Consider the following 6,454-nt stretch of genomic DNA (forward strand, 5'->3'; position numbering starts at 1 on the left):
CTATACAAACTGGTATAAGGAGCTTTATAGCATCTCCTACGCTGTTATTGATATGTCAAAGGATATTGAAGAGCAGTTCTTCCTTGCAAAGAATATTGTTAAGAAATATCCAAATATCAAAATAATCTGTGATCGCTGTGACAACGTTAATAAAGCTCAGATTGCATTTGAGGCTGGTGCTGACTATGTCTGCTGTCCAACATTCCCAAAAGATGTTTTAAAACAGAATTTCAATTCTCTTTATTTTAAGAATAACAGAAAAGATTACGAACAGATTAGTGCAATACTCTCAGAGCTTTTACAGCCAAGACCAAACTACCAGCTGTTTTTAGATTTCCTAAAAAGAAACAAGGAGTACAATGCCTTAGCATTAATGCTTCTTGATTTTCTGCACGTTGGTAATGAGGACGACAGCTATTTTATTGATATGGAAACATCTTTGTATGATCTTGATCCTGAGATCCTGCACAGACTTATCTGTATCATTCTGATGGTAAAATTTGAATTCTTCTTTAAAAAGCCTTTTGACAAGGATAAGTACATTAAATTCGAGCCAATCCGTCAGGTTCTTCTTAGAGCAAAATTTGTAGATGAACTTGTAACATCAAAGCTACAGACTTTAGATGTGACATATGCCTTTACTATCGGTCTTTGTTCAAATATTGAGCTTTTATATTCATATACAACAAATAACATCAATTCATATATTGAAAATATGGATGCAAGACTTGGTGCAATATATGCAGAACAGCCTGATTTTTCAATGATCATGAATGTTGCAGCATCCATGGAATGTTTAGATCTTGAATATGTTGATGGCATTATGGCATCAGAATTTTTAACACGCCATGAAATCTTGTTTGCATATGAGAATGCACTTATGTGGCTTGCATCTCTTGAAAGTTTCTTCAATCAGAAGAAATATCAGCTGATGCTAAAGTAATTTTTAAGGTTTTAGGATATTTGTTGCCTGTTCAATAGTTTCGATATCTTTTCTACTTACACCTTCAAGCTTCAATCCATCACTTTCATTTTCGATTTTGCCTTTTTTTCTGTCATGCTCAATAACTACAGATCCTTTTTCATTTGATAAGGAAATGGAAGATATATCCTTTTGAGTAGACAGTGACTTTCCATCATCATTTACAGCACACTCATCAAGCTCAAAGCTTTGAGCCTGAACACAGACAGCTAATACAAGCATCATTAGATATTTCATAATAAATCCTTTGTTCTTTTTTTCTAATGATAGAAAATATAATGCAAATTGCAATTTGCAAAAAGAAAAACAGGAGCACAAGCTCCTGATTTTCTGATTAAGGCTGTGGATTTATAACTTTAAGTCTTGCACTTGCACCTTTTTTGCCTAAAGCCTTATAAAGCTCATCTAAAACAGGTTCAAGTTCAGTATCAAGCATATAAGGATAATTTAGAATAAGCATTCCAGAGCCACACATTCCAAATACCTCTTCTTGCTCTTCAATACACAGTTCAACCTGCATGAGCGGAGCATTAAGGCGTCTTAAATCATTAGTTAGATTCTTAGAATGGTCACGCATTTTTCCAAGCACAGGATACCAGATGGCAAAAATACCCTGAGGCCATTTATGAAGTGCATTCTTAATGGTCTTTACAAGCTCAATGTATTCATTCTTTTCTTCATAGGCAGGATCGATTAGAACAAGACCTCTTCTTGGATTAGGTGGTAAAAGTGCATTTGTTGCCTTAAGACCGTCAGTGTTCTGAATAGTGATCCTTTTATCTTTTCTAAAATTGTTTTTTAAATTTTCAAATTCATTAGGATGCAGATCGATAAATACAAGTCTGTCATCCTGTCTTGTAAGATGCTGTTCAAAAAATGGAGATCCTGGATATGAATTTGAAAGACCTTCACGGCACTTATCTAAAACTTCATAAAACTCAGGAACAAGATTTTTTAAAATCTTATTGTTTTCAATCTTACTTATACCAGTTTTAAATTCCTGATTCTTTGATGCCATAAAACCATCAAGACTGTATATACCAGAGCCTGAGTGTGTATCAATAAGAGTATATGGTTTATCCTTTTTATTAAGAGATCTTAGTAAAAGACATAAGGTTATATGTTTGATAATGTCAGCGTGATTTCCGCTATGAAATCCATGCTTATAACTTAACATGAGAAACTCCAAAAAAAGGAATGAACAACGGCATAATTATAAAGATAGATATACTAATGTTCAACAAAAGCATCGTCTGTAAATAAGTATGTATGTGAAATAGAGCATAATACTAGTCAAAAGTTAATGCAAAATTTACAGAATACTTTATTATCCATAAAAAAGTATAAATAAAGGTTTGTATGTTCAAAAAACTCATAGCATTTATTGATTATCTGACATTCAATGAGCAAAGCAGAGTTCTATCTCCTTTTGCAGGAACTCTCATTCCATCAAAACTGATAAATAATGTGAATATAGCTCATAATGTAATAGGAATTTCTATAGGTGTTATTCCAAGTTCAAATGAGGTTCGAGCTCCTATAAACGGACAGATCAAAAAGATTTCACGTTATCACAATGGTCTTACAATTTCTAATGAAACCTTTTCACTGATTTTAAACTTTGGTCTTTTAAGAGATAAGTACCCATTATCAGCATTCAATCTTAAAGTTAAAGAAGGCGATAACGTTAAGGTAGGTGATCTTTTGTTAACCTTTGACAGAGAAGATCTCTTTAGAATTGACAGAAACTTTATCTGCACACTTACTTTAAAGCAGAAAAAAAGTGTTATTGGCTATGGATTTGGTTCATTCAAATCTGTTGATTTCAATTCAGTTCTGATTAATATCTAATAAGCCAGCAAAGCTGGCTTGAATCAGATCACATAATCATTTGCATAGAAAGACTGTTTTCTTTCAAGAAGATCTGCAAGTGTTACAGAATCAAGATACTCATTTACAACCTTGTGTAAACCTTCCCATACAGGAAGAGTGATACATGATGCAGCTCTTGGACAAGTGTTAGGTGAACACTCAAGACATGATACAGGAGCTAAATTTCCCTCTGTAACTCTTAAAATATCACCAATAGTGTATTCTTTTGGCTCTTTGTTTAGCTGATAACCGCCCTGAAAGCCTCTTGATGTTTTTAAAAAGCCTGATTTGTTTAATACAGGAATAATTTGTTCTAGGTATTTTTTAGAAATATCCTGTCTTGCAGCAATATCCTTTAAAGTTATGTACGAACCGTTTTGATGCTCGGCAAGATCAAGCATCAGTCTTAAAGCGTAACGCCCTTTAGTTGAAATTTTCATTGACACGCCTTTAATATTTAACTATTTTAATACTTACTATTTTAATAGGATTAGTGTATAATTTCAATAGAATATACAAATAATTGTCAGGATAGCTTATGACTTTAACTCAATTGCGCTATGCAATAGCAATATCAGAAACAGGCTCATTTAATAAGGCTGCTCAGATCCTATATGTATCTCAACCAAGTCTTTCAAACGCAATTCATGATCTTGAAGATGAATTTTCAATAAAGATCTTTTACAGATCGGGTAGAGGTGTTTCCCTGACAAATGAAGGTGTTGATTTTATTACCTATGCAAGACAGGTTTATCACCAGTATGAATCATTACTTGATAAATTCGGTAAAAACAGCTCTTTAAAGAAAAAATTCGGTGTTTCTACACAGCATTATTCCTTTGCAATTAAGTCTTTTGTAGAAATGGTCAAGAAGTTTGATACATCTGAGTACGACTTTGCCATAAGAGAGACTAAAACAAGAGAGGTAATTACCGATGTTAGCACTCTAAAGAGTGAAATCGGTATTCTGTATCTGTCTAATTTCAATAGAAACATGATCATGAAGCTTCTTAATGCATCTGATCTTGAGTTCCATCCTATCATCAACTGCCAGGTATATGTATATCTTTACAAGGATCATCCTTTAGCAAACAAAGAACTTATTACATTTTCCGATCTTGAGAACTATCCATCACTGTCATTTGAGCAGGGTGATAATTCATCTTTCTACTTTGCAGAAGAAATCTATTCAACCAAGGAATATACAAGAGCTGTAAAGGTTAATGACAGAGCTACCATGTTAAATCTTATGAAAGGTCTTAACGGATTTACTTTGTGCTCAGGAATCATCTGTGATGAGTTAAACGGCTCAGATTCAGTTGCTGTGCCATTTAAGCCAGGTGACGATGATGAGGACGACAACATGGAGATTTGCTATATATGCAAAAAGAACCAGGTATTAAGCTCAATGGCTAAGATGTACATTGAACAAATTAGAAACTATTTTAAGGAACTTGGTCTTGAAGATCAGCTTAAGTTATAACAAATAACTATATTTCATTATCAAAATTAAGTATTAGTGTTATATACAAAATTTAGGCATACTATGCCTAGATTTTTTTTTAGGGTATCAAAATGCTTGAATTTTTATGGCACGGTAGAGGTGGACAGGGTGCCTTTACAGCAGCAAGACTTTTAGGTGCTGCCTATTCACTAAAGAACAGCAACAGCTATGCTCTGGCATTTCCATCATTTGGTCCAGAGAGAAGAGGCGCACCAATACGCTCTTTTACAAAACTGTCAGATAGATTTATTGGTGATCGTTCTGAAATCAGTAAAGCTGATTATGTTGTTTTTCTTGATGATACCTTATTTTCACAGTCAGCCTTCAATGAATTAAAAGAAGGTGGAAAGATTATTGTATGCACCAAAAACAAAATCGAAGATGAAAGAGTTATCTGTATTGATGGTGTTTCAATCGCCCTTGAAATACTAAAACTTCCAATTACAAATACAGTTATCCTGGGTGCAATTGCAGCAGTTTGCGACAGCGTAGAACTTGAAGACTTATTCAATGCTGTAAATCAGAGTATGAGTGCAAAACTTCGTGAAGTTAACTGCAAGGTAATACAGAAGGCTTATGACACAATTAAGGAGCGTGTATGAAAGTTTTGTTGAGAGATAAAAAAACATTCACTCTTGATGAAATTCCTTTTGCTCCTTGCTATAAACCAGGTCTTGTAGCAGTTAATTCAGGATGGAGAAATGAAAAGCCTGTTGTTGATGAGGCAAAGTGCAACGGCTGCAATTTATGTTATCTGTACTGTCCTGACGGAACAATTTTCAAGAAGGGTAAGTCAGTTGGAATTGACTATGATTTTTGCAAAGGATGCGGAATCTGTAAAAAGATATGTAAACAAGGTGCAATAACAATGGAGAGCGAAAAATAATGACAAGAGAGTTCTTATCAGGTAACGATGCTTTCGCTCGTGGTGTTGCTCTTGCAAGACCTCATGTGATTTCAGCTTATCCTATTACTCCTCAGACTACTGTTGTAGAAAAGTTATCTGAGTTTGTGGCATCAGGTAAATTAAATTCTGAATTCATTCATGTTGAATCTGAACATTCAGCTCTTTCTGCTGCAATGGGAGCTTCATCTGTTGGTGCAAGAACCTTTACTGCAACATCATCACAGGGCCTTTTATATATGGCCGAGTGCTTAACATATGCTGCAGGCGGAAGATTCCCAATCGTTATGATGAACGCAAACCGTTCAACCGCGCTGCCTTGGAATATCTACGGTGATCAGAGAGATTCTTTATCTTTACTTGATACAGGCTGGATTCAGGCATATGCAACAAGCGCTCAGGAAGCTTTAGATCTTGCACTAATGAGTTTTTATATAGCTGAGCACAAGGATGTATCAACCCCATTTATGGCAAACCTAGATGGTTTTACACTTACTCATACATATGAGGTAGTTGATATTCCAGAGCAGTCAACAGTTGACAGCTTCCTTCCAGCTTATCAGACAGAAAACAAGATGGATCTTGATAATCCTGTAAATATGGGATTTTCAGCAGGTCCTGATACCAATACTGAATTCAAGTTCAAAGAGCATATCGGAATGCTCAATGCAAAAAGAGTAATTGACGAGTGTGAAGATAAATTTGCAAAGCTCTTCAATCGCCGTTATTCAGGTCTTGTTGAGTCATATTTATGTGACGATGCTGACTACGTAATTGTAACCTTAGGCACTATTGCCGGTCTTGTAAAAGATAGAGTAGATGCTCTAAGAGAAAAAGGTCAGAAAGTTGGTCTTTTACGTATCAGATATGTAAGACCATTCCCAAATGAACAGATTGTTCAGATCTTAAAGTCAGTAAAGGCTATTGGCGTTCTTGAAAAGGATATCTCTTTTGGTAATGAGGGAACTGTTTATACAAATGTAAACTCAGCATTACAAAAAGCTAGATTGAATATTGCTTCATCAAACTATATTGCAGGACTTGGCGGAAGAAACATAGAGCCAAAACAGATTGATGAAATTTTTGAAGATTTAAAGAACGAACAAAGTGTTGTTAAGTTCGTGGGACTTGGAGAATAACCATGGCAGTAAATGTAAAAACAATTAGCGATGATGAGTTATTTTACGGCCAT

General features: G+C 34.8%; 9 protein-coding genes. 6 read left to right on the top strand and 3 right to left on the bottom strand.

All coding sequences use genetic code 11. From position 1 onward, the window contains the following. On the top strand, positions 1-943 hold a 943-nt coding region (locus ACJML3_RS02555), incomplete at its 5' end, for a hypothetical protein (protein ID WP_406020329.1). 3 nt (positions 944-946) lie between these two features. On the opposite strand, the gene ACJML3_RS02560 is transcribed toward ACJML3_RS02555, so the two are convergent. Both ACJML3_RS02560 and ACJML3_RS02565 read right to left on the bottom strand, forming a co-directional pair. Beyond that, a complete protein-coding gene (locus ACJML3_RS02560) occupies positions 947-1,219 on the bottom strand; it encodes a hypothetical protein (RefSeq protein WP_406020331.1) in 273 nt (90 codons plus the stop codon). Between the two features lie 97 nt (positions 1,220-1,316). Beyond that, positions 1,317-2,159, bottom strand: a complete 843-nt coding sequence (locus tag ACJML3_RS02565) for a 23S rRNA (adenine(2030)-N(6))-methyltransferase RlmJ (protein WP_406020333.1) — start codon at positions 2,157-2,159, stop codon at positions 1,317-1,319. Between the two features lie 182 nt (positions 2,160-2,341). Here ACJML3_RS02565 and ACJML3_RS02570 point away from each other — a divergent pair, with 182 nt between their 5' ends. Further along, on the top strand, positions 2,342-2,833 hold the full coding sequence (locus tag ACJML3_RS02570) for a PTS glucose transporter subunit IIA (RefSeq protein WP_406020335.1): 492 nt from the start codon (positions 2,342-2,344) through the stop codon (positions 2,831-2,833). Between the two features lie 23 nt (positions 2,834-2,856). On the opposite strand, the gene ACJML3_RS02575 is transcribed toward ACJML3_RS02570, so the two are convergent. Next, on the bottom strand, positions 2,857-3,294 hold the full coding sequence (locus ACJML3_RS02575; RefSeq protein ID WP_406020337.1) for an RrF2 family transcriptional regulator: 438 nt from the start codon (positions 3,292-3,294) through the stop codon (positions 2,857-2,859). 98 nt (positions 3,295-3,392) lie between these two features. Between ACJML3_RS02575 and ACJML3_RS02580 the strand changes: the two genes are divergently transcribed. From ACJML3_RS02580 to porA, 4 genes are all read left to right on the top strand, one after another. Next, complete coding sequence (locus ACJML3_RS02580) at positions 3,393-4,337, top strand: LysR family transcriptional regulator (RefSeq protein ID WP_406020339.1); 945 nt, start codon at positions 3,393-3,395, stop codon at positions 4,335-4,337. Between the two features lie 92 nt (positions 4,338-4,429). Then, the gene (locus ACJML3_RS02585) at positions 4,430-4,960 is read left to right on the top strand and encodes a 2-oxoacid:acceptor oxidoreductase family protein (protein ID WP_219935762.1); all 531 of its coding nucleotides are present in this window, start codon (positions 4,430-4,432) and stop codon (positions 4,958-4,960) included. Next, positions 4,957-5,244, top strand: coding sequence for a 4Fe-4S binding protein (locus ACJML3_RS02590; protein ID WP_406020342.1), 288 nt, complete (start codon positions 4,957-4,959; stop codon positions 5,242-5,244). Before ACJML3_RS02585 ends, ACJML3_RS02590 begins: the two co-directional genes overlap by 4 nt. Beyond that, positions 5,244-6,401 (top strand): pyruvate ferredoxin oxidoreductase, encoded by a 1,158-nt coding sequence (gene porA, locus ACJML3_RS02595; protein ID WP_406020344.1) that lies wholly within the window; start codon positions 5,244-5,246, stop codon positions 6,399-6,401. The genes ACJML3_RS02590 and porA overlap by 1 nt, the downstream gene beginning before the upstream one ends. Positions 6,402-6,454: the final 53 nt, after the last annotated feature.

The organism is Succinivibrio sp. (assembly GCF_045124615.1).
Taxonomy (GTDB): Bacteria; Pseudomonadota; Gammaproteobacteria; order Enterobacterales; family Succinivibrionaceae; genus Succinivibrio; species Succinivibrio faecicola.